This is a genomic window from Pseudomonas ulcerans (genome assembly GCF_036324125.1).
GTDB classification, from domain to species: Bacteria; Pseudomonadota; Gammaproteobacteria; order Pseudomonadales; family Pseudomonadaceae; genus Aquipseudomonas; species Aquipseudomonas ulcerans.
The window spans coordinates 1-24,217 of sequence record NZ_JAZDQN010000021.1; the positions used below are offsets into that span (position 1 = coordinate 1).

Consider the following 24,217-nt stretch of genomic DNA (forward strand, 5'->3'; position numbering starts at 1 on the left):
CGCGAGATGAAGACTTGCGAAGCAAGTCGTAGGCCGCGATGGCCGCGAAAGGCGCCGGAGGGAGGGGACCCGGAGCGCAGCGTAGGGCCTGATGTGGGAGCCAGCGGTTTTCGTCCATTTTGCCAAGACAAAATGGACCCGCCGTAAAGGCGGAAAGCGCCGGCGGAGTCGCCGCCGCGACCGGATATGCTCGCAACACCAGCACCAGCACCACAGAGCAGAAAAAACAAAGCCTGTCGCTGGCAAACCAGCGACAGGCCCGAGACACGGGAAAAGAACCCTCCTACTGCGCCGCATCCGGATCCAGGTCCGGATCCTCATCCCCATGCTTCTGCCCCAGGGGATCGATGTCCTGCGGATTGGCCGGATCCTGGCGCTGGTCGATACCCGGCGCCGGGGTCAGCTGCAGCACCTCGCTGGTGTAGGCCCACTCCTTCTCGACGGCCGCAGGGTCGTCGTTCAGGTGCGTCCCGTAGCTCGGGATGATCTGCTTGACCTTCTCCTGCCAGGCCGACGAGGCCAGGCGATCCTTGAACACCTTGCCCATCAGGTCGAGCATGATCGGTGGCGCGGTCGAAGCGCCCGGCGAGGCGCCGAGCAGGCCGGCAATGGTGCCGTCCTTGGAGGTCACCACTTCGGTACCGAGCTTGAGCACGCCGCCCTGGTTCTCGTCCTTCTTGATGATCTGCACGCGCTGGCCGGCCTGCCACAGGCGCCAGTCTTCCTTCTTCGCATGGGGGAAGTAGGTCTGCAGCGCGGCGAAACGGTCGTCGTCGTTCTGCATCAGCTGGCCGACCAGGTACTTGACCAGGTCGAACTCGCGCACGCCGACCCGCACCATCGGCCAGACGTTATGCACCGACATGCTGGCGAACAGGTCGAGCAGCGAGCCTTCCTTGAGGAACTTGGTGGAGAAGGTGGCGAACGGGCCAAAGAGGATCACCCGCTTGCCATCCAGTACCCGGGTGTCCAGGTGCGGCACCGACATCGGCGGCGCGCCGGTGGAGGCGATGCCGTACGCCTTGGCCATGTGCTTGAGGGCGATGTCCTGGTTGTCGGTGACCAGGAACGAACCACCCACCGGGAAGCCGGCGTAGTCCTTGGCCTCGGCGATACCCGACTTCTGCAGCAACGGCAGCGCCGCGCCGCCGGCGCCGATGAACAGGAACCTGGTGTCGGTAGTGGACTTGCTGCCGTCCTTGAGGTTCTTGTACTCGACCCGCCAGGAACCGTCGGCGTTGCGGGTGATGTCCTCGACTTCGCTGGACAGCTTGAGGCTGAAGTTCTTCTGCTGCTGCAGGTAGCCCACGTACTGCCGGGTGATCTCGCCGAAGTTGACGTCGGTGCCGATCGGGGTCCAGGTCACCGCCAGCTTCTGCTGCGGATCGCGACCTTCCATCATCAGCGGCACCCACTTGGCGATCTGCGCGTGGTCCTCGGAGTACTGCATCGGGCGGAACAGCGGGCTCTTCTGCAGGGCTTCGTAGCGGCGCTTGAGGAAGCTGATGTTGTCATCGCCCCAGACGAAGCTCATGTGCGGCGTGGAGTTGATGAACGAGCGCGGGTTCTTCAGCACCCCGCTCTTGACCTGCCAGGCAAGGAATTGCCGGGTGATCTGGAACGACTCGTTGATCTCCACCGCCTTGGTGATGTCGATCTTGCCGTCCTTCTCCGGCGTGTAGTTCAGCTCGGCCAGGGCCGAGTGGCCGGTGCCGGCGTTGTTCCAGCCGTTGGAGCTTTCCTCGGCGACCTTGTCCAGGCGCTCGACCATTTCCATGGACCAGCCCGGCTCCAGCTCGTTCAGCCAGATGGCCAGGGTCGAGCTCATGATGCCGCCGCCCACCAGCAGCACGTCGACCTTCTTCGGCTCGGCGGCCTGGACGCTGGCGATGCTGCAGGCCAGCGCGACGCCGGTCAGGGCGCCGCTCCATTTGATCCTGATACTCATCTTCTCTCCCACGAGGCGAGCCTCGATCTGATTGCCTGGGTTCCTTGCCCGATGGACCGACTGCTCGCCCCTGGTTGCACGCAAGGCACGAGACGCGACGGCAGGCCCGGCTTTTGGAGGCAGGCCAGCGTCGAACAGTTCAAAGGTTAGCTGAGGTGCCGCTGAATGCGCCGTCTCGGCCACCTCAATCAACAATTACGAACGGCGGCAAGGATTATTCAGGACGCCAGTTGCCCGCCTGGCTCCGGGAGCGCATCCGCGCCTTCGTTGGCACGCAGGCACTGCGCAGCGCGGACGCGCTTGACCAGCATCACGGTGGCGATCGAGAAGCCGATGAGTACAACGTTCTGCACCAGGGTGACGAGGGCCGCGAGCTTCATCACCTTGAGGTCCGGGTTGCCGGCCAGGGCAAGCATGCACAGGGCTAGCGCCCCGGCCGTCAGCAGCAGTCCCCACCAGCAGCGCAACAGCGCCGGGGACCGGGTGGAAGGGTTCGCGGGGGTGCCATGGCTCACCTCCCAGATCTCGCGCATCACCGGCCAAGGCCGCCATGGCTGCACCAGCGGCCCGGCGCTTGCGGCAAACAGCCGGACATTGAGCCGGGCCCGATAGACCCAGCGCAGCAGCAGGCAGACCGCAATCGGCAGAACGCCTTTGAAATAGAACGCCACGGCTGCCTGGTAACGCTGGACAATCGTAGCGTCGTCAACCAGCCGGGCCGGATCGAGGAAGGCGTTGCTGTCGTAGGCCGATAGCAGTTGGTAGTTCATCACCTCGGTAAACATGCAGTAGCCGCTCACCAGGATCAGCGCATACATGAACCCGGCGACCCATTGGTTGAGCGCAGCCAGATCCTTGTAGCCTTCCACGCGGTAATGCACCGCCCCCAGGGCCGCCTCCCGCGCGCGCTTCTTGCGAAAACGCCAGGAAACCAGCCCGACCGGCAGCATCGTCAGGAAATAGCTGGTGGCCAGGTAGCTGATGGCGTAGGCCGGGCCCGTGTAGACCAGAAGCGGCGAATTGAACAGCATGACGAAGTCGAAGGCGCAGAGCGCCAGGAGGAAGATCAGGTAGCCACGGGAGAAGTCCAGCTTCTTTTCCCTGAAGTGGTTGATCACCGCACCCACGAGCAAAACCAGCAACCAGAACAGCAACAACCAGGCGAATTTCATTCAATGCTTCCCTGCGGAACGACGTGAGTACCGGCGCAAGGCTATCAAGGGCGTCCTTGACAGTCGATTGCCGGCAAAGGACTCGTGGCTCGCCACAGACGTCGCATACATCAAGAAATCCTGATGCCAGCCGCAACACTCATGAATTTTTCCTGACGCGTACCCGGCATAACCTGCGGCAGAACCTCGAGTGTCCCCAGAGGCACCGGATCTCGATAACAATTCCAAAACCTGCCGAGGATCCTCCATGTCCGTTCCCTCCAACCCCGACGAGCACCTGCTCGCCAGCCACGGCTACCGCCAGGAGCTGGACCGCGGCCTGAGCCTGTGGTCATCGTTTTCCGTGGGCTTCGCCACCATCTCTCCCGTCGTCGGCATCTACTCGGTGATGTCCCTGGGCGCCATCAGCGTCGGGCCGTCCTGGGTGTGGATCGTGCCGCTGTGCCTGTTGCTGCAACTGAGCGTGGCGCTGGTGTACGCCGAACTGTCCTCGCAGTTTCCGCTGGCCGGCGGCTGCTACCAGTGGGTACGGCGCCTGGTGGGCGACCGCCTGGCCTGGTTCACCGGCTTCCTCTACCTCGCCGCGGCGCTGGCTTCGCTGACCACCGTGGCCTACCTCGGCGGCTTCTGGCTCGGCCTGCTGCTGTTCGACGCGCCGCCCTCGGCCAACGCCCAGGTGGCCTGCGGCGCGGCCCTGCTGGCACTGGGCCTTGGGGTCAACCTGCTGGGGATCAACCCGCTGAAGTACTTCGTCAACGCCGGGATCTTCGCCGAGGCCATCGCCTCCATCGGCATCGGCGTGCTGTTGCTGCTGTTCTTCCGCAACCATTCGTTCGACCTGCTGTTCAGCAGCCTGGGCGCCGAAAGTGCCTCCGACGGCTCCTATGTCAGTGGCCTGCTCACCGCCATGGCCGTGTGCGGCTGGGCGTTCCTCGGCTTCGATGCCTGCTCGCAGCTGTCCGAGGAAACCACCGACGCACGGGTTTCCACCCCGCGGGCGATCCTGCGCTCGATGCTGGTGGTGGGCCTGACCGTGATGCTCACCGCCTTCGCCGTGACCCTGTCGTTCAAGGATCCGGGCGCGGTGGTCAGCGGGCAGATCATCGACCCGGTCACCCCGGCGGTGACCGATGCCTTCGGCGCCTGGGCCGAGCGGCCCTTCGTCGCCATCGTGCTGATCGCCTTCATCGCCTGCGTGGTCTCGGTGCAGACCTACATCGGCCGGGCCATCTTCGGCATGGCCCGCGACGGCATCCTTCCGGCCTCGGCCCTGCTGCGCAAGGTGGACGGGCGCAAGGTGCCGATGGCAGCGATGGTCTGCAGCACCCTGCTGGCCAGCCTCGGGCTCGGCCTGGGTCTCAACGCCACGGCGGTGGGCACGCTGATCGCCTTCGGCAGCGGCGGCTTCTTCTTCGTCTTCCTGATCGTCACCGCCAGCGCCCTTTACGCTCGCCTCAGCGGCCGCTGGGACCCGGCCAAGGGTGCCCTGCAACTGGGACGCAAGGGCCTGGCGATCAATGGGTTCGCGGTGTGCTGGCTGCTGTTCGAAGCGATCAACGTGGCCTGGCCGCGGGAGCTGCTGGCACCGCCGGGTGCGCCATGGTTCCAGGTCTGGGCGGTGGTGGTGGTGTTCTCGGCGCTGGCGCTGTTCGGCCTCGCCTACCTGCTGCTGGCCAAGCCCCATCGACGCATCGCCAGCAGCCTGAGTTTCGCTGGTCGCGCCGTCGACTGATCCCCTCTCTCCTAGTTTCCCGCCCCTTTGCACCGGTGCCGTTGGCCGGCGGGGCGGGCTCGTCCGCGACAACAGGAATTCGCCATGTCCACGATCCATTACTGGAACTACCCCACCGAAATCTTCTGCGGCGCCGGCGCCCTCGACCTGCTGGCCCAGCGCTGCACCCTAGCCGGCATGCGCAGGCCGCTGTTGGTGACCGACCCCGGCATGCTCGACCTACCGCCGCTGCATACCGTACGCAAGCATCTGCAAGCGGCCGGCATCGAGCATGCGCTGTTCCACGGCCTGTCCAGCAACCCCAGCCTCGACGAAGCCCGTGCCGGCGCAGCGGTGTTTGCCGAGGGCGAGCATGACGGACTGATCGCCCTGGGCGGCGGCAGCGCGCTGGACGCGGCCAAGGGCATCGCCCTGCTGAGCCGCGACCGCCAAGGCCTGGAGCGCTTCGAGTGGGCGCAGATGCTGGAGCACTACCCGACCCTGGGCGACTACCCGACGCTGAACCTGCCGCCCCTGGTGGCGATCCCGACCACCGCCGGTACCGGCTCCGAGCTGGGCCGCGAGGCCGTGCTCACCGATACCGTGCAAGGCGTGAAAAAGGTCATCGGCCACCGCGAACTGCTGGCCCGCAGCGTGATCCTCGACCCGACGCTGACCACCGGGCTGCCGGCGAGACTCACTGCCGCGACCGGCATGGACGCCCTCACCCATCACCTCGAAGCGCTGTTCTCGCCGCTGTGCCATCCGATGTCGGCGGGGGTTGCCGTGGAGGGGGTGCGGCTGGTCAAGCTGCATCTGGAAAACGCCGTGCGCAACGGCAATGACCTGGCCGCACGGGAAGGCATGCTGATCGCCTCGTCCAGCGCCGCCGTGGCGTTCCAGAAAGGCCTGGGCGGCGTGCATGCCCTGGCCCATCCGCTGGGCGCGCGGCATCACCTGCACCATGGCTTGCTCAATGCCGTGCTGCTGCCCTATGTGCTGGTGGCCAATCGCAGTGCCATCGAAGGCGACGCGGCGCGGCTGGCGCGCTATCTGGAGCTGGAGGACGCCAGTTTCGATGGCTTGCTGGCCTGGGTCCTGGAGTTGCGGGCGCGGCTGGGGATTCCGGCGACGCTGGCAGATCTGGGCCTGAATGGCGAGGATGCGGGCTGGGTCGGGGAGCAGGCGCTGGCGGATATCTCGTCGTCGCAGAGCAATGCCTTGCCGTTGGTGGCAGCCGACTACGCACGGATCTATCGCAATGCAGTGGCTGGATACCTGAAATAACGCGCAAATTCCTGTGCAGGTTCGCGTCGCTCGTGGACCTATTCTCTGCGCGACAGCGCAGCCTGAAAGGCTAGGCGCCCCCCGCAAATCCCCCGCTTCACAACGCCAACCCATGCACCGCCAGCAGATCCTCCACGAACGCCCGCGCCGCCTCGCTCTGCGGCCTGCCGTTGTAGGTAATCATGCTGTGCACCACCTCGTACTTCAGCCGCTCCGGCTGCAAGGCACGCATGCGTCCGCGCTCGATCCAGATCTGCGCATAGTGGGTCGGCAGGTAGCCCAGGTGGGTGCCCGCCAGCACCGCATGGGCCACGGCCTCCATATGGTAGGCCGTGGCCCGGCTGCGTTCGGGGCGCAGCGGCAGTTCCTGGTTTTCCGGAAGAAAGCCATGGCTGATCCAGTTGCACGCGGCGATCCGCGCCAGGTCCGGGTCGCTCTCGGCGAACAGCGGATGACGATCGCCACAGAACACGCCAATTTCCTCGGTGTACAACGGCAGGTATTCCAGGCTCGGCCGCGAGCGGCTGAAGTACGACACCGCCAGGTCCAGTTGCCCGTCGATCACCGCCAGTTCCAGCTCGGTCGGCGAATTGACGTACAGGTTCAATTGCACGTCCTGCTCGCGCCCGTGGAAACGCGCCAGAGCCTCGCCAAAGCGTGCCTGCGGCAAGGTCGCCACGTTGTCCGCCATGCCCACGTAGAGGTCGCCCACCAGGTTGCCGGACAACGCCTGCGCCTCGTCGCGGAACAGGCCGATGGCATCGAACATCGCCCGCGACGCATCGAGGATGCGCCGGCCCTTGGCGGTCAGGCGGAAACCACCCTTGCCGCGCTCGCACAGGCGATAGCCCAGGCGCTTTTCCAGGCTGCCGATATGCATGCTGATGTTCGACTGGCTCATGTTCAGCTCGGCCTGCGCCGCGGTGAAACCGCCACAGCGCACTACGGTGGCGAAGATGCGCAGCAGGCGCAGGTCGAGGTCGGTGACGGTACGCAGCATGGTCGGCAACCATCGGCAAAAGGGCCGTCAGTGTACCTGTCGCGTCGCCTGCCAGCACAGCAGCGAGCCGACGACGACCAGCATGGCGCCCTGCCAGAACTGCCCGCTCAACTGCGCCCCCAGCCACAGCGCAGCGAAGGCCGACGACAGCACGGGCGAGAAATACGAGGCGGTGGCCAGCAAGGTCAGGTTGCCGCGCAGGATGCCCAGGTTCCACAGCGCGTAGCCGCCGGCCATGGCCACGCCGGCGGCCAGCAGTTCCAGGCTGTTGTCCAGGGTGAAGGCCGGCAGGTGCTCGCTGCTCAAGGCGTACTTGAGCCACAGCAGGCACGAGGTGACGAAGAAGAACAGCACCACCAGGTTCTGGCCGTTGGCATAGCGGCGGGTGACGTTGCAGTACAGGGCGAAGGTGATCGCACAACTGAAGGCCAGGCCGTAGCTCAGCGGATTGGAGCCGACGTTGGCGAGGATCTGCTCCAGGGAAATGCCATTGCCGCTGACCACCCAGACAATCCCGGTCAGCGCCAGCACGCTGCCCGGCACGATCAGCCAGCGAGCGCGCTGGCCGTTCATGAAGATCGCCAGAACCACGGTCAGGCACGGCCACAGGTAGTTGAGCATGCCGACTTCGATGGCCTGGTTGGCGTTGCTGGCGAAACCCAGGGCCAGCGACAGGCAGATCTCGTAGGCAACGAACAGCGCGCTGCCGACCCACAGGTAGAAACGCGGCACCGCACGCAGGCGCGGACGGCCGAGCAGAAGCACCAGCAGCACGGTGCCGAGGGAGTAGATCAGCGCCGCGCCGCCGAGCGGACCGAACACCTGGCTGATACTGCGGATCAGGCCGGAGGCGGTACTCCAGAGCAGGATGGCGAGCAAGCCGCAGACGGTAGCGGTCCGCGGTCCGCGGTCCTGTGACAGTCATGGGGCTCTCCCGGCAAAAGCGCCGAGTCTACCGCAACGACCGCTCTGCGACGTGGCTTCGGCGGACGCCAGGATGGCCGAAATGGACAGGGCCAGGGCAAGTTCAGGTTCTGCCAAGACTAATGGCTTTATGCCTCTGCTCGACTTAGTATCCCGCCACCAGACAGTCCCCCGGCGAAACCGCCCCTCAAGGACCGAGAACCGCCATGCGCTATATCGAACGATCGGTGCCACCGCCCGCCATCCTGACGGCCGCTGCGGCAGAACTGCACCGGAAGAAAGCCGCCGAGTTCATGGCCCGTAGCCAGGAGCAGAGATCCCAGCAACCTTTCCTGCGCTCCTCGCTCAATCTCAGCCACCTCAGCATGCGCGACGCTTTGCACAGGCTGTTCGCCAGGCGATGCGCCTTTTGCGAAACAGCAGTGCATACCGAGCCCTATCGCTTTCGCCCCATCGAGAATGCCCTGCCGCATCAAGCGGACACGCAGGCACACCTGTACTACAGCTGGCTGGACCTCGCCTGGCAGAACATCTACTCCATCTGCGATGACTGTCTGCCGCGCGAGGCCGGGTACTTCCCGGTTTTCGGCAAGCGTGCCGCCGTGCCCGAACTGGCATTGTTCGAGCGTTATGCCGAGGAGAACACAGGGCTGTGGCCAGGCTATCCGCTGGCCGAAAAGCCGGTGTTGCTCGACCCCTGCCAGGACAAGGACATCCACCGGTACATGGGTGCACAGACCAATGGGCGATTGGTCGGTATCGAACCACGAGGGGTCGTGACCATCGAGCACTTCTCCCTGAACGGCGGAGTGAAGGGCTACAAACGCGCATCGGCCTATCAGCACTACTTCTCGCAGTTGCTCGACTGGATGAACGACCGCGATGGCACCACCAGCAGCGAGTTGTTCGACTTCGCCGAGCTTGAGTTCGGCGGCACCTGGTACCTCCTGCTGCGGCGCCTGGCGATGTCGATAGGCGCGAAGAACGGCACGAAACCCGAGCTCGCCATGAGCCGCATAGACCGTGTGTTCAAGCAACTGCGCAAGAACGTCGCCGGAAGGAAGATCCTCATCGACGCCTGGGAGCAGGTCGATTCGCAGGACCTGGAGGAATACTCCCACGCCCACATCACCGTCACCCGCCGCCACAGCGAGGCCCGGGTCACGTCCGTGCAGATCAGCCAGTTCAAGTCCATCGAACACCTGCATATCAGTCTGCCGCCTCCCATCCACGCCATCGGCGAGGACCGCGAGCCGCGTACGCCAGCCCTGCTGATCCTTGGCGAAAACGCCGCGGGCAAGAGTTCGCTGCTCGAAGCCATCGCCCTCGGCCTGGCGACCGACGAGGCGGTCACCGTCATGGGGCTGACACCACGAAACTACGTGCTCGATCCCAGTCTGCTTGGCGCCGGGGAAACCCGCGGAGTTGCCCATGCACGCATCGACGTCGGCTTTTCCGACGGCTCGACACGCACACGCACCCTCTCGCCGACGGCTATCCACGACGCACTGGGCAGCGACGAACACATTCCGGTCTTTGCCTACGGTGCCTTTCGCCAGTACCAGCACAAGGCGCACCGTCGCGGCGGCGCACAGAGCACCATCCGCAACCTGTTCGACGGCAGCGTCCTGCCCAATCCGGAACAGTGGTTGCTGAGCCTGAAGCCGGATCACTACGCCATGGTCATCCGCGCCCTGCGCGAGATCCTCGCCATCGACAGCAATTTCGACGTGGTCCGCTGTGACGAGAAAAGCAAGCAATGCTTCGTCGTCACCGCCCTCAAGCAAGACGGCAGCCCGCTGGCGCAGAGCTCGCTGAACGTCGCCTCTTCCGGTTTCCGCTCGATCCTGGCCATGGTCTGCGACGTGATGCGCGGCATGATGAACCGCAAGGTCTACCCGCACTTCGACAACTTGCAGAGTGCCCGCGCCGTGGTGCTGATCGACGAGGTCGAAGCGCACCTGCACCCACGCTGGAAGATGCAGATCATGCGCGGCCTGCGTCAGGCCCTGCCGAACGTCACCTTCATCGCCACCACCCATGACCCGCTGTGCCTGCGCGGCATGCACGACGGCGAAACCGTGGTCATGCGCCGGGTCAGGGTCACCGACGGCACCACCAGCGCCGGCCTGCCGACCCGCAGCGAACTGCTCGACGATCTGCCATCGCCTTCGGAAATGCGTCTGGAGCAGTTGCTGACCTCGGACCTGTTCCAGTTGCACTCCACCGACGACCCGGAGATGGACCGCCAGTTCGCCGAAGTCGCCGACCTGCTCGGCGAACCCGATCTGGACGCCACGCAGCGGGCGACCGTCGAGCGCTTCAAGCGCGATGTGGTCTCGGCCTTGCCGATCGGCACCTCGGAGGTGCACCGCTTGGTCCAGGAAGCCGTGGCCGATTACCTCAAGCAGCGCCGCGACCAGCCGTCCGCTCAGCGCAAGGCCCTGCGCGAGAACGTCAAGGCAACCATCGTCAACGCCTTGCGGAGCGTGCTCTGATGCGCCAGGTCAAAAGACCCGCCAACAGCACCCCCTCCAGCCTCGACAGCCTGGACAGGACGGGCAAGAGCGAACGCGACCGCGCCCGCGACCATCAGAACGATCCCGATCCGAAGAAAGGCAGCTTCACCTACGCGGCCTACAAGCACGAGCAGGTCAAGCGCAAGCTGGCCCAGCTGTTCCACAACAAATGCGCCTACTGCGAGACCTTCTTCTGCGCCTCGGCGCCGGTGGACATCGAGCACTACCGTCCGAAAGCCGCGGTCAGCGAAGACCCCGACCACCCCGGCTACTGGTGGCTGGCGATGAGCTGGGACAACCTGCTGCCCAGTTGCATCGACTGCAACCGCCGCCGCAAGCAACGGGTGGCGGATGCCTCCACCAGCCTCGAAGAACTGCACAAGGCCAGTCGCGGCGAACACAGCAGCCTGGCCCTGGCCGATGCCGGCAAGAAGGACAGCTTTCCGCTGATCGACGCCAAGCGGCGCCTGGTCGCGGAAAGCTATGCCTGCGACGACGAGCAGCCCTACCTGCTCGACCCGACCCGGGACGACCCCCGGGAGCATCTGCACTTTCATATCGATCGCGATTCACCCATCGGCATCGTGCTGCCCGGCAGCGCCACCGGACATCCCAGCCCGCGCGGGGCGATGTCGATCCAGATCTACGGTCTCAACCGCCTCGGCCTGGTCCAGGACCGCACCCGGCTGCTACGTCACCTGGAGTTCCTCGGCGACCTGTCCATCGAACTCGGCGATCTAGTCGTGGACCTCACCGACCCGGGCCTGGCACCTGTACGCAAGCGCCTGGAACTGCTGCAGGAGCGCATTCACAAGGAGATCCGTGACATGACCGCCCCCGAAGCCCCCTACTCGGAGATGGTCAGGACCTGGCTGAAGCAGTTCCTCGACGGGCTCTGAGCACGGCGTCGGCACCAGCAACGCAACCGGCAACGATCCGCTTTCCTGATGGTCTGCATTATCAACGCCCCTGGCGCCGCTCACGGCACGGGGGCCATGACGATGAAGCCAGTCAAGGAGCTGCCCGTGCCGAACACCCCTACCCGCGTCGACGACTCCTCGACAGCCGACCTGTCCAGCCATCCCAAGGACATCTTCTTCGCGGCGGTGGAAACCACGCGCATGCCGATGATCGTCACCAACCCGAATGCCGCAGACAACCCGATCATCTTCGCCAACCAGGCCTTCCTCGACATGACCGGCTACACCTCGGCGGAGATCGTCGGGCGCAACTGCCGCTTCCTCCAGGGCCCGGATACCGACCGCGAGGTGATCGACTCGATCCGCGAAGCCATCGAGGGCCGCTACGACTTCTCCACCGAGATCCTCAACTACCGCAAGGACGGCAGCAGCTTCTGGAATGCCCTGTTCATCTCGCCGATCTTCAACGAGGCGGGCGAGCTGATCTATTTCTTCGCCTCGCAGCTGGATGTCAGCCGCCGCCGCGACGCCGAGGACGCCCTGCACCAGTCGCAGAAGATGGAAGCCCTGGGCCAGTTGACCGGTGGCATCGCCCACGACTTCAACAACCTGCTGCAGGTCATGGGCGGCTATATCGACCTGATCCGCAGCGCCGCGGAAAAACCCGAACCGGACCTCGACCGTATCCGCCGCAGCACCTTCCACGCCCGCTCCGCAGTGGACAAGGCCAGCACCCTGACCAAGCAACTGCTGGCCTTCTCGCGCAAGCAGAAGCTGCAAGGCCGGGTGCTCAACCTCAACCAGCTGGTGGAGACCGTGCAGCCGCTGGTCAACCGCACCTTCGGCGCCGGCGTGCAGGTGGACTACGACCTGGAGCACGGCCTGAGCAACTGCCGGATCGACCCGACCCAGGCGGAAATGGCCCTGCTCAATATCTTCATCAACGCGCGGGACGCACTGATCGGCCGCGCCCACCCGCACATCTTCATCGAAACCCGCAACGTCATCGTGCGTGACCTGGCCACCACCTCCTATGACGGCCTGCTGCCCGGCCGGTACGTGAGCCTGTCGATCACCGACAACGGCGTCGGCATGCCGACGAGCATCCGCGACCGGGTCATGGACCCCTTCTTCACCACCAAGGAAGAAGGCAAGGGCTCCGGCCTCGGCCTGTCGATGGTGTATGGCTTCGCCAAGCAGTCAGGCGGCGCCGCGCGGATCTACACCGAGGAAGGCATCGGCACCACCCTGCGCCTGTATTTCCCGGTGGACAGTGGCGCCCTGCTGCCCGTGGAGCGGCGCCCGGCGCCGGACTCCCGGCATGGCAGCGAAAGCATCCTCATCGTCGAGGATCGCCCGGACGTGGCGGAGCTAGCGAAGATGGTCCTCGAGGACTACGGCTACCAGGCCGAGATCGTGCTCAACGCCCGCGAGGCGCTGAAGCGCTTCGAGGCCGGCGAGCGCTACGACCTGCTGTTCACCGACCTGATCATGCCCGGCGGCATGAACGGCGTGATGCTCGCCCGCGAGGTGCGCCGCCGCCATCCCGTGACCAAGGTGCTGCTGACCACCGGCTACGCCGAGAACTCCATCGAGCGCACCGACATCGGCGGCTCGGAATTCGAGGTGATTTCCAAGCCGTACCTGCCCCACGACCTGGCGCGCAAGGTACGCCAGGTCCTGGATTCGCAAGGTGGCGTGGCCTGAGCAAAGATTTTCTTGCACCAGAGTTAATAGGAAGCATTATCATGCGCAGCATTCCGCCCCGTCCCGACTGGAGCCGCGCGCATGCCCTCTCCCGCTTCCCCGCATCACGCCGTTGGTGAACTCTACCTGGCCCACCACAGCTGGATCGTCCAGTTGCTGCGCCGGCGCCTGGGCAATCACCAGCAGGCCCAGGACCTGGCGCAGGACACCTTCATCCGCCTGATGCGCCAGGACGTCCTCCCCGCCTTTCGCGAACCCCGCGCCTACCTGGCGACGGTAGCCACGCGCCTGTGCGCCGAGTTCTTCCGCCGCCGGGCACTGGAGCAGGCCTACCTGGAGTCCCTGGCGGTGCTGGATCCGGAGGAAGCGCCATCGCCGGAAACCCGCCTGCTGGTCCTGGAAACCCTCGACATGGTCGGCCGCCTGCTGGACGGGCTGGGGGCGCGGACGCGGGAGATCTTCCTGCTGTCGCAGCTGGATGGCCTGACCTACCCGCAGATCGCCGAACGGCTCGGGGTCAGCGTCAACGTGGTGCAGAAGGCCATGCTCAAGGCCTATCGCGTGTGCTACGCGGCGGTCTACGCGCCATGAAGCTGTTCCAGCCGGTCGATCAGCAGGCCATTGACGAGCAGGTGCTGGAACAGGCGCTGCACTGGATGGTGCGGGTGCAATCCGGGGTGAGCAGTGCCGAGGAACGCGGTGCCTGCGAGGCCTGGCGGGCGCAGCACCCGGCGCACGAACTGGCATGGCAGCGCCTGGCCGGGCTCAACCACGACCTGCGTCAGACCACCCGCGCCCTGCCGGCAGCCGATGCACGGGGCCTGCTGCGTGCCCGTGGCGGCACCTCGCGGCGCGCGCTGCTCAAGGGCCTGGCCGGCTTCGCGGTGCTGGCGGCCACCGGGGTGGGCGTGCGCGAGCGCACCCTGTTGCCGGAACTGTTCAGCGACTACCGCACCGGTACCGGCGAGCGCCAGCGCCTGCAACTGGCGGCCGGGGTGCAGGTGCAACTGGACACGCGTACCGCGCTGGATCAGGCGATGACCCCGGCGGGGCTGGAGCTGGTGTTGAACCTGGGGCGGGTGCTGGTCAGTACCGGCAGGGAAACCGACGTGCGCATCCGCACCGCCGAGGGCTGGCTGCGGCCAGGGCGGTCGAGCCGCGTGGTGGTCGGGCGGGATCTGCCCGGGATCAGCGGCAGCCAGGTGCAGGTGTTCGCCGGCAGCGCGACGCTGGAACTGCCCCATGGCGACAGCCTCATGCTCGGGGCCGGACGGCAGGCGGACTTCAGCGGCGCCCAGCAGGCCCTGAGCACCTCGGCGCTGGCCTGGAGCGACGGTCTGCTGGTGGTCGAGCGCATGCCCCTGGGCCTGCTTCTGGCCCATCTCGACCGCTACCGCCGCGGCGTGCTGCGCTGCGCGCCGGAAGTGGCAGGCTTGCCAGTGTCGGGGTCGTATTCGCTTGAAAATCCCGACGCGAGCCTGGAGCTGTTGAGCCGGGTGTTACCGGTGAAGGTGGAGCGGGTGATGGGGCTGTGGGCGACGGTGCAAGCGGCTTAGACGCAAGTCGGGAGGCCGCTGGATCCAGCAAGACGAAAAAAAATCAAAATCCCCGGCAGTTTCTTCCCACCTCAAGCATCAAGACAGACAGAACGCTGAAAACACAGCGCCCATCCCCTGCCAACCCACGGATCGTCTTCATGCTCAACCGCCCCGCTCCCCTGGCCCGTGCCCTGCGCCTGGCCCTGTTCGGCCTGACCCTGGGCGTCGCCAGCCAGCCGCTGCTCGCCGCCGATACCCTCCAGCAACAGACCCGCCACTTCCAGATCCCCGCCGGCAGCCTGGACAGCATCCTCGGCGCCTTCGGCCAGCAGGCCGGGGTGATGATCGGCGTCGATCCGGCGCTGACCGCCGGCCTGCGCAGCGACGGCCTGACCGGCGACCATTCGGTCCGCGACGGCCTCGCCCGCATCCTCCAGGCCACCCGCCTGGAAGCGATCGACGACGGCAGCGGCTACCGGCTCGTCCGCCGCCCCGACAACGCCGCCGGCACCCTGGAGCTGGGCAGCACCACCATCAGCGGCCAGGGCATGGGCGAAATGACCGAGAACTCCGGGTCGTACAGCACCGGCCTGGTCAGCGTCGGCTCGAAGACGCCGGTAAGCCTCAAGGACACCCCGCAGTCGGTGTCGGTCATCACCCAGAAACTGATCGAGGACCAGCGCATCACCAGCCTCCCCGAGGCGATGAAACGCACCCCGGGCATCACCACCCGCAGCTCCACCTATCACTCGCAGCAGTTCTACTCCCGCGGCTTCGGCATCGACAACGTGCAGATCGACGGCGCCGCGCCGATGGACATCGGCAACGGCGTCGGCACCTTCTACAGCGACCGCATGTACGACATGGCCGCCTACGACCACGTCGAAGTGCTGCGCGGCGCCAGCGGCCTGCTCGGCGGCACCGGCGACCCGGGCGGCATCGTCAACCTGGTGCGCAAGCGGCCGCTGGACCACTACCAGCTCAAGCTGGAAACCTCCGCCGGCTCCTGGGACAACTACCGCAGCCAGGTCGACGTCACCGGCCCCCTGGGCTTCGACGGCGCGCTGCGCGGGCGCCTGGTGGCGGCCTACACCGACCGCCAGTACTTCATGGACAACCGTGCCACGGAAAAACCGCTGCTCTACGGCATCCTCGAAGCCGACCTGGGCAGCGACACGACGCTGACCTTCGGCGGCAGCTACGACAAGGTCAAGGAGACCGGCACCGGCGACGGCCTGCCGCGCTACAGCACCGGTGGCGACCTGCACCTGCCGCGGCACACCTGGTACACCACCGATCAGGCCTGGAACGACAGCTCCACCCGCGAGTGGTTCGCCAAGGTCGACCACTACTTCAACGACGACTGGAAGCTCAACGTCTCCTTCACCGACACCTACAACCAGTCCACCACCGAGGGCGTGATTCCCTACGGCTCGGTGGACGAGACCACCAACAACGGCCCGTACTGGTGGGGCAGCTATGTCTCCAGCTGGAGCAAGCAGTCGGTGTTCGACGTCAACCTGTCGGGCGGCTTCGACGCCTTCGAGCGGCGTCATGAACTGCTGCTCGGCGCCGACTACCAGAAGGTCACCAGCCGCTGGCGCGCAGCCAACGGCATGCTCGGCAAGGGCGGCCTGATCGACCTGTGGAACCCCAAGGCCACGCCGCTCGACGGCGATGCCACCAGCCACGTGTTCTGGCGCGACTACTCGCCCAACACCCGCGAGCAGTACGGCGTCTACTCCACCGTGCGCCTGCAATTGAGCGATCCGCTCAAGCTGGTGGCGGGCGCCCGCGCCCAGCGCTACAAGTTCGAGCAGGCCTACTACATGCGCAACAACGATGGCACCGGCCCTTGGGCGCTGGCCGACCACGTTCCCGATCGCGAGCCCACCACCCTGGTGCCCTTCGGCGGCCTGATCCTGGCCCTCGACGAGCAATGGTCGACCTATGTCAGCTATGCCGAGGTGTTCAAGCCCCAGGCGCAGAAACTGCAGGGGCCAAAAACCGCGCCGACCTCGATCGAACCGATGACCGGCAAGACCTGGGAAACCGGGATCAAGGGCGAGTTGTTCGATGGCGCGCTGAACGTCAGCGCCGCCCTCTTCCACACCGTTCGCGAAAACCAGGCGGCGATCGACCCGGCCTACCCCAACCCGGTGTTCAGCTACAGCGGCGCCTGCTGCTACCTGGCCAAGGACAAGATCACCAGCAAGGGCCTGGACCTGGAAGCCAGCGGCGAAATCGCCCCGGGTTGGGAGGTGCTGGCCGGCTACACCTACAACCGGGTGAACAACGACACCGAGGAAACCCTGTACAGCACCATCACGCCCAAGCACCTGCTCAAGCTGTGGAGCGTCTATACCCTGCCCGGTGCCCTCTCCGACTTCCGCGTCGGAGCCGGCGTGACCGCCCAGAGCACCACCTATGTGTCCGGCAAGGCCTACCGCTTCGACAGCGTGGGCAACGTCATCGACAGCCGCGACTACGACTTCACCCAGTCCGGCTACGCGGTGTACGACGCCCTGGTGGAGTACAAGGTCGATGAGCACTGGACCCTGGCACTGAAGGGCAACAACCTGTTCGACCGCCGCTACTACGAAAGCGTCGGCACCTCCGAGTACGGCAACTACTACGGCGAGCCGCGCAATTTCGTCCTGACCTTGCGCGGGGTGTTCGACTGAGGGTTGGGTCGCACCCTCACTCGATGCGCAAGCGCCAGCGCCCGAAACGGCTCAGGCGCACCTGCGCCAACGGCAGGACATCGATGTGCTGGAGTGCCGCCAACGGGCACTCCAGCACATGCCGCAGGGCAGCGCGGATCACCATGGGATGGGTCACCACCAGCCACGACCCCGGCAGCAAGGTATCGTCCATCCAGCTCGCCACCCGCGTGCAGACCTGCGCCACCGACTCTCCGCCGTGAGGTGCCGCCTGCGGATCGCTCAGCCATTGCTGCAAGCCGGTCGGGTCGTCCTGCTCCAGGCGCTTGAGCGACACCCCCTGCCAACGGCCGAAGTCGCAATCGCGCAAGGTCGAATCCAGTTGCCCCGACAGGCCCAGTCCCTCGGCAGTCTGGCGGGTGCGCAACTCGGGCGCGATCAGCACCCGCGCTCCCTGCCCGGCCCAGTCCTGCGGCTCGACGCTGCGCCTGAGTCCATCCTCCATCGAATGAAAACGCCCGACCCGCTGGGCGTCGGTCAGGGCGTGACAGATGAATGTCAGCTGGGTGCTCTTCATGGGAAATCTTCATGCACGAAAGGAGCCTCATGATCTTTGTTACAGGTTGCCTGTCAAGCTTCCCGCCCTGCTGCCGATAACCCTGGATCACGTACGGAAATCACGGGCTCCCTCCATGACCCTCAGCATCGCAGGATTGCGCATCACACCGGTCTACACCGCGCCCCAGGCGGCCGCCAGCAATGCCGCCAGCAGCAGCGCGACACAACAGACCGCCGCCATTCCCAGTACCAGCAGCAGCGTCAGCCTCGGCCAGACCACTCGCAATGAAGACGCCAGCACCTATAGTGCCCGCGGCGCCCTGCTCGCCTCGGCGCAGCGCTATGCCCTGCAGGACGACACCACCGACAAGCTGAGCATCGCCATGCTGAGCGGCGTCCAGGCCACGTCCAACAACGCCCGCTTCCAGGGCGTCGGTGCGGCCTTGCTGGAGCAGTTGGTGGTCAAGGGCGGGCAGTCCGTCTCGCAGTCGGTGTTCGGTTACGCCGGGGATGTGCAGCCCGGCGCCGAGGCCCTGAAACTGCGCGCCGACAGCCTGCGCCAGGACCCGACCAACGCCATCACCCTGAGCCTGACCACCACCAGCGGCGCCACCGTGCGCCTGTCCCTGGTCGCCGACGAGCAAGGCCTGGCGGTCAGCGCCGAGGTGCAGGACGGCGAGCTGGATGCCAATCAGCTGAAAGGCCTCGCCAGCCTGGCCGACAGCTTCCAGTCCGCCATCGACGGCCTGACCCGGGAGCCGCCGCAGCTGAAGCTCGGCGAACTGGTCAAGCCCGACCCGGCGCTGTTCAGCTCGCTGAAGCTGGACGCCAACCTGCGCACCGCCAGCGGCGAACAGCAGGCCTTCGCCCTGGACATCAGCGCCAGCGCGCGCTCCCTGAGCCTCAACGGCCCGACCGGCAACCTCGAACTCAACCTCGATACCCGCGATGCCTCGCTGCTTGGCAATGCCAGCCAGCGCCAGGCGGCGGTCCGCAACTACCTCGACCAGTTCGATGCCGCGCAGGCCCGGGGCAAGGGCGACAAGGAGCTGATGGGGCTGTTCAAGGACGCCTTCGTCCAGCTCAACAGTGCCGACGACGACCGCGCCTCGCCTACCGGCGGCAAGGTGCTGGGCGGCAACGACCGGGTGCTGCTCAGCGGCCTGGCGGACTTCACCGCCAAGGTCGGCAAGGCCGAGCAGTCGGTCAACCCGCTGCTGCCGGCGGAGACCGATCGCTTCGACTACGAAGTCTCGCAGTCGACCAAGGTCAACGGCACGGCCCTGTCGACCCGCTCGGTGCAGCAGGACCAGCAGTCCCGCCTGAGCGCCGCCTGGCATGAAGGCCTCAACCCGCTGGTGCCCCTGGCGCTCGGCACCGACTTCAAGTCGCAGAACTACCGCTACCACGAGATCGACGATCGCGCGAGCAGCAGCACGCGCCTGGCCTGGAACAAGGACAACAAGCTGGTGGAAGCCAGCGCAAGCCAGCAGGCCAGCCAGAGCGAGCGGGTCCGCACCTACGTGGATGGCGTGCTGAGCGATGACGTGAGCACGCCGCGTTCGACGGCGCAGAGTCGCAACCTGCTGGGGCTGATCGACGGCGCCTTCCAGCGCGAACGGACGTCGTTGCGCGAGCGTGGGGTGTCGATCCTGGAAAGCCAGCTGGCGAGCAAGCGTGACAGCTGGTCGTTGCAGGCGGACCCGAGCGAAATCAGGGGCTGAGGCCGTCGCGGGCATCCTGCCAGACACAAAGGACCTAGCCCCACGCGGCCCTGTGGGAGCGGGTTCACCCGCGATTGCTTTGGTGATGCCACCACCGTAATCGCAGGTGAACCCGCTCCCACAAGGGCCGTGTCGCTCTTGGACCTACAGCCCGATTACTCGCTCAAACCCGCGCCGGATCCACCTTCTCCCCATCGATCCCCAGCGCCAGCAACGCCTCGCCCAGCACCGCCCGCTCGATCACCCCGTCATCCGCCAGCGCCTTGAGCGCCGCCAGCACGATGAACTGCCGGTCCACCTCGAAATGCCGGCGCAGCGCCTCGCGGGTGTCCGACTGGCCAAAGCCGTCGGTTCCCAGCGCGACGAAGCGCCGGTCGGTCAGCCATGGCAGGATCTGGTCGGCATGCACCTTCATGTAGTCAGTCGCCACCACCACCGGCCCGGCATGCTCTGCCAGCACCTGGCGCACATAGGGCACCCGGGGCTCCTGCAGCGGATGCAGCAGGTTCCAGCGTTCCACCGCCTGCGCCTCGCGGCGCAACTCGGTCAGGCTGGTGGCGCTCCATATCTCGCTGCTGACGCCATAGTCCCGTTCGAGGATGTCCGCCGCCGCGATCACCTCCGGCAGGATGGAGCCACTGCCCAGCAACTGGACGTGCCGCGCGCCCTGCCCCGGCTTGTCGATGGGCAGGCGGTACAGGCCCTTGAGAATCCCCTGCTCCACGCCTTGCGGCATGTCCGGGTGCGGGTAGTTCTCGTTGAGCACGGTGATGTAGTAGTAGATGTCCTCCTGCTCGCCATACATGCGGCGCATGCCGTCCTGGACGATCACCGCCAGTTCGTACGCATAGGTCGGGTCGTAGGCGACGCAGCACGGCACCGTGGCCGCCAGCACATGGCTGTGGCCGTCGTCATGCTGCAAGCCCTCGCCCATCAGGGTGGTCCTGCCCGAGGTGGCCCCCCAGCAGGAAGCCCCGCGCCCGCGCATCCCCCGCCGCCCAGAGCAGGTCGCCGACCCGCTGGAAGCCGAACATCGAGTAGAAGATGTAGAACGGCACCATCATCACGCCGTGGTTGGCATAGGCGGTGCTGGCGGCAATCCACGAGGACGTCGCCCCGGACTCGTTGAGGCCTTCCTGGAGGATCTGGCCGTCGACGCTTTCCTTGTAGTACGACAGCGTCCCCGCATCCTGCGGCGTATACAGCTGGCCGACATGGGAATGGATGCCGATCTGGCGGAACATCCCCTCCATGCCGAAGGTGCGCGATTCGTCCGGGACGATCGGCACCACCTGGCGCCCGATCTGCGGGTCCTTGAGCAATGCGCTGAGCAGGCGCACGAATGCCATGGTGGTGGAGATCGCCCGGTCGCCGGTGCCCTTGAGGTGGCTTTGCAGTGACGCCAGCGACGGCACTTCCAGCGCTTCCACCCGCGCCTGCCGCGCCGGCACCTGGCCGCCCAGCGCCGCGCGGCGGGCAGCCAGGTAGCGCGCCTCGGCGCTGTCTGCGGCAGGCCGCAGGTACGGCAGGTCGCCCAGTTGTTCGTCGCTCAGTTCCAGGCCGAAGCGGTCGCGGAAAGCCTTGACCGCAGCGTCGCCCATCTTCTTCAACTGGTGGTTGATGTTCTGCGCCTCGCCCGCCTCGCCCATGCCGAAGCCCTTCACCGTCTTGGCCAGGATCACCGTCGGCCGGCCCTCCTGGCGCACCGCGCGGGCATAGGCGTTGTAGACCTTGAGCGGGTCATGACCGCCACGGGTGAGCTTCCAGATCTGCTCGTCGCTCATGTCGCTGACCAGTTCCAGCAGCTCGGGGTACTTGCCGAAGAAATGCTCGCGCACATAGGCGCCATCCTGCGCCTTGTAGGCCTGGTACTCGCCGTCCACGCACTCCATCATGCGCTGGCGCAGCAGGCCGCTGGCATCCTTGGCCAGCAGCGCATCCCAGCCGCTTCCCCAGACCACCTTGATCACGTTCCAGCCCGCCGCGCGGTACAGCGCCTCGAATTCCTGGATGACCTTGCCATTGCCACGCACCGGACCGTCCAGGCGCTGCAGGTTGCAGTTGACCACGAAGATCAGGTTGTCGAGGCGCTCACGCCCGGCCAGGGAGATCGCGGCGAGGGATTCCGGCTGGTCCATCTCGCCATCGCCAAGGAAGGCCCAGACCTTGCGTCCCTGGTGCTGCTTGAGCCCGCGGTCTTCCAGGTAGCGCATGAAACGCGCCTGGTACGCAGCAGTGATCGGCCCCAGGCCCATGGACACCGTGGGGAACTGCCAGAAGTCCGGCATCAGCCGCGGATGCGGGTAGGAGGAAATGCCGTCGCGGTCGGTTTCGCGGCGGAAGTTGTCCAGTTGCTCCTCGCTCAGCCGCCCCTCGACGAAGGCCCGCCCGTAGATCCCCGGGGCCGAGTGGCCCTGGATGTACACCAGGTCGCCGGCGAAGTCTTCGGTGCGGCCACGGAAGAAGTGATCGAAGCCCACGTCGTAGAGCACCGCCGCCGAGGCGTAGGTGGCGATATGGCCACCGACCCCGGAGTGCTTGCCGGCGCGCAGGACCATGGCCAGGGCGTTCCAGCGGATATAGGCATTGAGGCGTTTCTCGATCGCCAGGTCGCCGGGATAGGGCAGCTCGCGCTGCGGGGCGATGCTGTTGATGTAGGGCGTGGTGATGCGCCCGTGCAGGTCGCCGTGCAGCGATACGTCGAAATCCAGCAGCTGGTCGATGAGGAAATGCGCACGCGGACGCCCTTCGACCTCGACCACCGAAGCGATCGAATCCAGCCACTCGCGGGTTTCCTGCGGGTCGGCGTCTTGCAGTAGGGAATGCGGGCTCATGGGGTGAATCACTCCTTGTATGAAGGGCGCCGCCGCGATGCAATTCGGCGGCCGGACGGATATGATTGCAGCTGCAACAATATCCCCTCATTCCGCATCTGATTGCAAATGCAATTACATCACCCCTTTGGAGACTGCATGACCCAACCCGCCCCCGATCTCTGGTTCAGCTTCGTCCGTGCCCACCGCTGCCTGATCCGCGAGATCGAGCGGCGCCTTGCCGAACAGCAGCTGCCGCCCTATGCCTGGTACGACGCCCTGTGGGGCATCGAGAGCGGCGCCGAGGGCGAGCGGCGCATGCATGAGCTGGCCGATGTCATGGCGATCGAGCGCTACAACCTCACCCGCCTGGTGGATCGCCTGGAGAAGGACGGCCTGGTGCAGCGCCTCAAGGCGCAGGGCGATGGCCGCGGCGCCATTGCGCGGATCACCGACGAGGGCCGCGCGCTGCGCAAGCGCATGTGGAAGGTGTACAAGCAGGCGGTCGACCAGCTGTTTCTCGCCGAGTTCGACGAGGCGCAGCAGCGCGCCTTCGCCAGTGCCCTGGAGGGCGCCGCCTGCAATGCCCGCCTTGGCGATCAGGAGAGGCCGTAGCGACGCAGCGCCTCGCTCAGGTCTGCGGTGGCCAAGGTGCCCTGCTCCACCAGGGCCTGCAAGGCGCTGTAGGCGATCCAGTTGCGCTCCAGGCGCTGGCCCGGCGCAAGGCTGTCGGCGCCCAGCGAAGTGAACGGTGCCTCGACATGCTCGGCCAGCTGTGCGGCGACGAACTCGGCATAGCCGGTCACCGCGATCACCGGTGCCTGGCTGCCTGCCAGGCAGTCATGCAGGTGCGCGCGTCGCGGGAGGTTTCGCGGATTGCGGTTCCAGCGCCGCACCGACGCGGCATCCCGGGCCAGGCGGGTGTAGCTGGGGCAGCTCCACACTTCGCTGTCGATATCCCAACCGCGCTTGAGCTGGACGGCGGCGGCGCGAACCTCTTCGAGCATTCGCCCTGCGCCCAGCAGGCGTACCTGTGCCGTACCGGACGCCGGTCCCGAGACTCGATACATGCCAAGCCAGGCTTGCTCCCGCGCGCAGTCGAGGGATTCGCCGGGGGCATCGTGCAGGGTCAGGTAGCAGAAGCCCGGCCGACCTTCCTGATAGAACTCGCGCAAGGCCCCGCCCACGATCACCCGGGCCTCCTCGGCGCAGGCCGGATCGAACGGCAGGCAGCGGCGGTTGGTCGCCAGCCACAGCGGCAACCACGGATGCGCGCCCTTGGCCCAGCGCGAGGGCGATGACTCGATATCGTTGAGGAAGATACCGCGCTCCGCCGTCTGCGCCGCCAGCATCGACAGGTGCGCCGAGGTACGCGAACGGGTCAGGTAGAACAGCGGGCGCTCGTCTTCGCGGGCATGCTCGCTGAACCACAGGGGCCAGGCGCTGATGGCGGTGGTGGCCGGGTCGCCGCCTGCGCGGTCATCGATCAGCCAGAACTGGTCCTTGCTGGCCGGGTCTTGTTGCAGCGACGCGATCAGCTCGCGCATCGCCAGCAATGGCGTAGGTCCCGGGCCGCCCGCCTGCTCGATGCCGAGCAGGCAGGCAGCGGCGGCGTGTCCGGTGTTTGGCGTGCGTTGCAGGTGCGGAGTGTCCATTGCAGTCGTCTCCTGTGGGCGCCCCTGGATGGGCGATGGAGACGGCAATGTAATTGCAACTGCAACAATAAAACCAGC

The 24,217-nt window shown here is 66.2% G+C and carries 17 protein-coding genes and 1 pseudogene; 10 read left to right on the forward strand and 8 right to left on the reverse strand.

Going from position 1 to position 24,217, the window contains the following annotated elements:
* Positions 1-283 precede the first annotated feature (283 nt).
* Both mqo and V0R59_RS18540 read right to left on the reverse strand, forming a co-directional pair.
* Positions 284-1,948, reverse strand: coding sequence for a malate dehydrogenase (quinone) (mqo, locus tag V0R59_RS18535; RefSeq protein ID WP_330076001.1), 1,665 nt, complete (start codon positions 1,946-1,948; stop codon positions 284-286).
* Between the two features lie 218 nt (positions 1,949-2,166).
* A complete protein-coding gene (locus tag V0R59_RS18540; protein ID WP_330076000.1) occupies positions 2,167-3,120 on the reverse strand; it encodes a DUF4328 domain-containing protein in 954 nt (317 codons plus the stop codon).
* Positions 3,121-3,367: 247 nt separating this feature from the next.
* Here V0R59_RS18540 and V0R59_RS18545 point away from each other — a divergent pair, with 247 nt between their 5' ends.
* Together V0R59_RS18545 and V0R59_RS18550 are read left to right on the forward strand one after the other, a co-directional pair.
* Positions 3,368-4,852 carry an APC family permease gene (locus V0R59_RS18545; protein WP_330075999.1) on the forward strand — a complete coding sequence of 495 codons (1,485 nt, stop codon included), beginning with the start codon at positions 3,368-3,370 and terminating at the stop codon, positions 4,850-4,852.
* An 84-nt stretch (positions 4,853-4,936) separates the two neighbouring features.
* A complete protein-coding gene (locus V0R59_RS18550) occupies positions 4,937-6,118 on the forward strand; it encodes an iron-containing alcohol dehydrogenase (RefSeq protein ID WP_330075998.1) in 1,182 nt (393 codons plus the stop codon).
* 97 nt (positions 6,119-6,215) lie between these two features.
* Here the strand turns inward: V0R59_RS18550 and V0R59_RS18555 are convergent, their stop codons facing one another.
* Positions 6,216-7,118, reverse strand: coding sequence for a LysR family transcriptional regulator (locus V0R59_RS18555; RefSeq protein WP_330075997.1), 903 nt, complete (start codon positions 7,116-7,118; stop codon positions 6,216-6,218).
* 27 nt (positions 7,119-7,145) lie between these two features.
* On the reverse strand, positions 7,146-8,039 hold the full coding sequence (gene yddG, locus V0R59_RS18560; protein WP_330076005.1) for an aromatic amino acid DMT transporter YddG: 894 nt from the start codon (positions 8,037-8,039) through the stop codon (positions 7,146-7,148).
* Between the two features lie 209 nt (positions 8,040-8,248).
* Between yddG and V0R59_RS18565 the strand changes: the two genes are divergently transcribed.
* The 6 genes from V0R59_RS18565 (at position 8,249) to V0R59_RS18590 (ending at position 17,410) form a co-directional block, all read left to right on the forward strand.
* On the forward strand, positions 8,249-10,540 hold the full coding sequence (locus V0R59_RS18565) for an AAA family ATPase (protein ID WP_330075996.1): 2,292 nt from the start codon (positions 8,249-8,251) through the stop codon (positions 10,538-10,540).
* Positions 10,540-11,460: an HNH endonuclease gene (locus V0R59_RS18570; RefSeq protein ID WP_330075995.1), complete on the forward strand. Its 921-nt coding sequence runs from the start codon at positions 10,540-10,542 to the stop codon at positions 11,458-11,460. The genes V0R59_RS18565 and V0R59_RS18570 overlap by 1 nt, the downstream gene beginning before the upstream one ends.
* 102 nt (positions 11,461-11,562) lie before the next feature.
* Entirely contained in the window at positions 11,563-13,188 is a 1,626-nt protein-coding gene (locus tag V0R59_RS18575; RefSeq protein ID WP_330076004.1) for a hybrid sensor histidine kinase/response regulator, read from the forward strand.
* Between the two features lie 81 nt (positions 13,189-13,269).
* On the forward strand, positions 13,270-13,779 hold the full coding sequence (locus V0R59_RS18580; protein WP_330075994.1) for a sigma-70 family RNA polymerase sigma factor: 510 nt from the start codon (positions 13,270-13,272) through the stop codon (positions 13,777-13,779).
* Positions 13,776-14,744 (forward strand): DUF4880 domain-containing protein, encoded by a 969-nt coding sequence (locus tag V0R59_RS18585; RefSeq protein ID WP_330075993.1) that lies wholly within the window; start codon positions 13,776-13,778, stop codon positions 14,742-14,744. Before V0R59_RS18580 ends, V0R59_RS18585 begins: the two co-directional genes overlap by 4 nt.
* 140 nt (positions 14,745-14,884) lie before the next feature.
* On the forward strand, positions 14,885-17,410 hold the full coding sequence (locus tag V0R59_RS18590; RefSeq protein WP_330075992.1) for a TonB-dependent siderophore receptor: 2,526 nt from the start codon (positions 14,885-14,887) through the stop codon (positions 17,408-17,410).
* 16 nt (positions 17,411-17,426) lie between these two features.
* Here V0R59_RS18590 and V0R59_RS18595 read toward each other — a convergent pair whose 3' ends face one another.
* On the reverse strand, positions 17,427-17,966 hold the full coding sequence (locus V0R59_RS18595; protein WP_330075991.1) for a histidine phosphatase family protein: 540 nt from the start codon (positions 17,964-17,966) through the stop codon (positions 17,427-17,429).
* A gap of 115 nt (positions 17,967-18,081) precedes the next feature.
* On the opposite strand from V0R59_RS18595, the gene V0R59_RS18600 reads away from it, so the two are divergent.
* Entirely contained in the window at positions 18,082-19,671 is a 1,590-nt protein-coding gene (locus V0R59_RS18600; RefSeq protein ID WP_330075990.1) for a hypothetical protein, read from the forward strand.
* 163 nt (positions 19,672-19,834) lie between these two features.
* Here V0R59_RS18600 and V0R59_RS31995 read toward each other — a convergent pair whose 3' ends face one another.
* Together V0R59_RS31995 and aceE are read right to left on the reverse strand one after the other, a co-directional pair.
* Positions 19,835-20,485, reverse strand: coding sequence for a transketolase-like TK C-terminal-containing protein (locus V0R59_RS31995; RefSeq protein ID WP_408005236.1), 651 nt, complete (start codon positions 20,483-20,485; stop codon positions 19,835-19,837).
* Positions 20,471-22,505, reverse strand: a pseudogene (aceE, locus tag V0R59_RS18605) (pyruvate dehydrogenase (acetyl-transferring), homodimeric type); the annotation flags it as partial. The pseudogene aceE and the gene V0R59_RS31995, both read right to left, overlap by 15 nt.
* 138 nt (positions 22,506-22,643) lie before the next feature.
* On the opposite strand from aceE, the gene V0R59_RS18610 reads away from it, so the two are divergent.
* The gene (locus V0R59_RS18610) at positions 22,644-23,099 is read left to right on the forward strand and encodes a MarR family winged helix-turn-helix transcriptional regulator (protein WP_330075989.1); all 456 of its coding nucleotides are present in this window, start codon (positions 22,644-22,646) and stop codon (positions 23,097-23,099) included.
* Here the strand turns inward: V0R59_RS18610 and V0R59_RS18615 are convergent.
* Positions 23,084-24,139: a transketolase-like TK C-terminal-containing protein gene (locus V0R59_RS18615; protein WP_330075988.1), complete on the reverse strand. Its 1,056-nt coding sequence runs from the start codon at positions 24,137-24,139 to the stop codon at positions 23,084-23,086. The two genes, V0R59_RS18610 and V0R59_RS18615, sit on opposite strands and share 16 nt — an antisense overlap.
* Positions 24,140-24,217: the final 78 nt, after the last annotated feature.

Bases quoted from the DNA above. Each gene is read 5' to 3' on its own strand.
- V0R59_RS18570 (WP_330075995.1), top strand. From the start codon at position 10,540: ATGCGCCAGGTCAAAAGACCCGCCAACAGCACCCCCTCCAGCCTCGAC.
- V0R59_RS18595 (WP_330075991.1), bottom strand. From the start codon at position 17,966: ATGAAGAGCACCCAGCTGACATTCATCTGTCACGCCCTGACCGACGCC.
- V0R59_RS18590 (WP_330075992.1), top strand. From the start codon at position 14,885: ATGCTCAACCGCCCCGCTCCCCTGGCCCGTGCCCTGCGCCTGGCCCTG.
- V0R59_RS18575 (WP_330076004.1), top strand. From the start codon at position 11,563: ATGAAGCCAGTCAAGGAGCTGCCCGTGCCGAACACCCCTACCCGCGTC.
- V0R59_RS18585 (WP_330075993.1), top strand. From the start codon at position 13,776: ATGAAGCTGTTCCAGCCGGTCGATCAGCAGGCCATTGACGAGCAGGTG.
- V0R59_RS18600 (WP_330075990.1), top strand. From the start codon at position 18,082: ATGACCCTCAGCATCGCAGGATTGCGCATCACACCGGTCTACACCGCG.
- V0R59_RS18540 (WP_330076000.1), bottom strand. From the start codon at position 3,120: ATGAAATTCGCCTGGTTGTTGCTGTTCTGGTTGCTGGTTTTGCTCGTG.
- V0R59_RS18545 (WP_330075999.1), top strand. From the start codon at position 3,368: ATGTCCGTTCCCTCCAACCCCGACGAGCACCTGCTCGCCAGCCACGGC.
- V0R59_RS18615 (WP_330075988.1), bottom strand. From the start codon at position 24,139: ATGGACACTCCGCACCTGCAACGCACGCCAAACACCGGACACGCCGCC.
- V0R59_RS31995 (WP_408005236.1), bottom strand. From the start codon at position 20,485: ATGCGCCGCATGTATGGCGAGCAGGAGGACATCTACTACTACATCACC.
- V0R59_RS18555 (WP_330075997.1), bottom strand. From the start codon at position 7,118: ATGCTGCGTACCGTCACCGACCTCGACCTGCGCCTGCTGCGCATCTTC.
- V0R59_RS18565 (WP_330075996.1), top strand. From the start codon at position 8,249: ATGCGCTATATCGAACGATCGGTGCCACCGCCCGCCATCCTGACGGCC.
- V0R59_RS18550 (WP_330075998.1), top strand. From the start codon at position 4,937: ATGTCCACGATCCATTACTGGAACTACCCCACCGAAATCTTCTGCGGC.
- V0R59_RS18610 (WP_330075989.1), top strand. From the start codon at position 22,644: ATGACCCAACCCGCCCCCGATCTCTGGTTCAGCTTCGTCCGTGCCCAC.
- mqo (WP_330076001.1), bottom strand. From the start codon at position 1,948: ATGAGTATCAGGATCAAATGGAGCGGCGCCCTGACCGGCGTCGCGCTG.
- V0R59_RS18580 (WP_330075994.1), top strand. From the start codon at position 13,270: ATGCCCTCTCCCGCTTCCCCGCATCACGCCGTTGGTGAACTCTACCTG.